Below are 1,411 nucleotides of genomic sequence, written 5' to 3'. Positions count from 1 at the left end.
ACTCGCTAGCGGCGGAAAGCGCGCTGTTTGAAAATGCCTTTGCTCACGCCTGCTCAACGCGACCTTCCTTCCCCTCCATTCTTACGTCGTCATACCCACTAATGTATGGCGGATACGAGCAACTTTCTGAGGAGAGAACGCTTATCTCAGAGATTTTCGACGACGCCGGCTACCGAACTGGAGGGTTCCATTCGAACGCATACCTCAACGCCGAGTTTGGATATGATCGCGGGTGGAGCAGGCTATTTGACTCGATGACTAATCCTGGATTAACCGCGGAGTTCCGTCAATGGGTAAAAAATAATTTAAATGATGAAGGCACTATTTATAAACTATTGTCCTCGGCGTTTGACACAGCTGAACGACAGGCCGGGGTCTCGATTGGGTCAGCGTACGTCGATGCAGATGAAATCACCAATTATGCTATCGAGTGGCTAGAGTCCGGCAATAGCCAGCATACCTTCCTGTGGATACACTACATGGATGTTCACCACCCGTACGTGCCGCCGAAAGAACACCAGTTGGAGTTCCGAGATGAGTATATCTCTGAGCACCGTGCGGTTCAGCTCCGTCGCAAATTTATTGAAAATCCTGAGTCAGTCACCGATAAGGAATTGAATGACATCATCGACCTCTATGACGCCGAAATCAGGTTCACCGACGCCGAAATTGGTCGCCTTCTTGATGCTGCCGACGAAACCCTAAACGAATATGCAGTAATGGTCACTGCCGACCACGGTGAGGAGTTCCGGGATCACGATGAATTCAGCCACTCCGCAAAGTTCTATGATGAAGTGCTGCACGTTCCGATGGTGTTCAGTGATACTAAACACGAGGGTCATTATGATGAACTGGTCGGTCTGCTCGATATCGCCCCGACACTGGTCGACACCATGGGACTGGATCTCCCAGAGAACTTCCACGGCTATAGTATACAGACACTGTTTAGCGGTAATGAATGGCCTCGCAGCGAGATTCTGTGTGACTGGGCCGGCGAACAGGGTGGTTCCCGTCGGTTTGCTTATCGTGACCACGACTGGAAGTATATCAGACGTCAGGGTCACGAAGAGCTGTACGACCTCCAAACCGACTCCAGTGAACGGAGGAACATCCTGTTGACCGACCGTGAGCCGGCGGTTCTTGACGAGGTACGAGAAGCCGTCAGAGAACACGAGTTAGAAATCGAAGAAACGACTGTAGATGTCGAACAGGTTGAAATGGACAAAAAAGTTAGACAGCAGCTTCAAGACCTCGGATATAAAGAGTAATTTCACCTGATGAGAGTCGGACAGACGTCAGCGATCTACTTCGCCGCTAATATTTTCTCGTCAGTACTAGGATTTGCTGCAACGGTTTATTTCACGCGAACCCTCAATGAAGATCTTCTGGGTAAGTACTTTCTCGTCGTAGC

At 50.0% G+C, this 1,411-nt stretch carries 1 protein-coding gene; it reads left to right on the top strand.

The window, feature by feature from the left end; all coding sequences use genetic code 11:
• Positions 1-1,268, top strand: a 1,268-nt coding sequence (locus tag J07HQW2_RS05320) for a sulfatase family protein (protein ID WP_021054379.1), incomplete at its 5' end; no start/stop codon positions are given.
• Positions 1,269-1,411: the final 143 nt, after the last annotated feature.

The organism is Haloquadratum walsbyi J07HQW2, assembly GCF_000415985.1.
Classification (GTDB): Archaea; Halobacteriota; Halobacteria; order Halobacteriales; family Haloferacaceae; genus Haloquadratum; species Haloquadratum walsbyi_B.
This window is presented reverse-complemented; position numbering and strand designations above follow the sequence as displayed.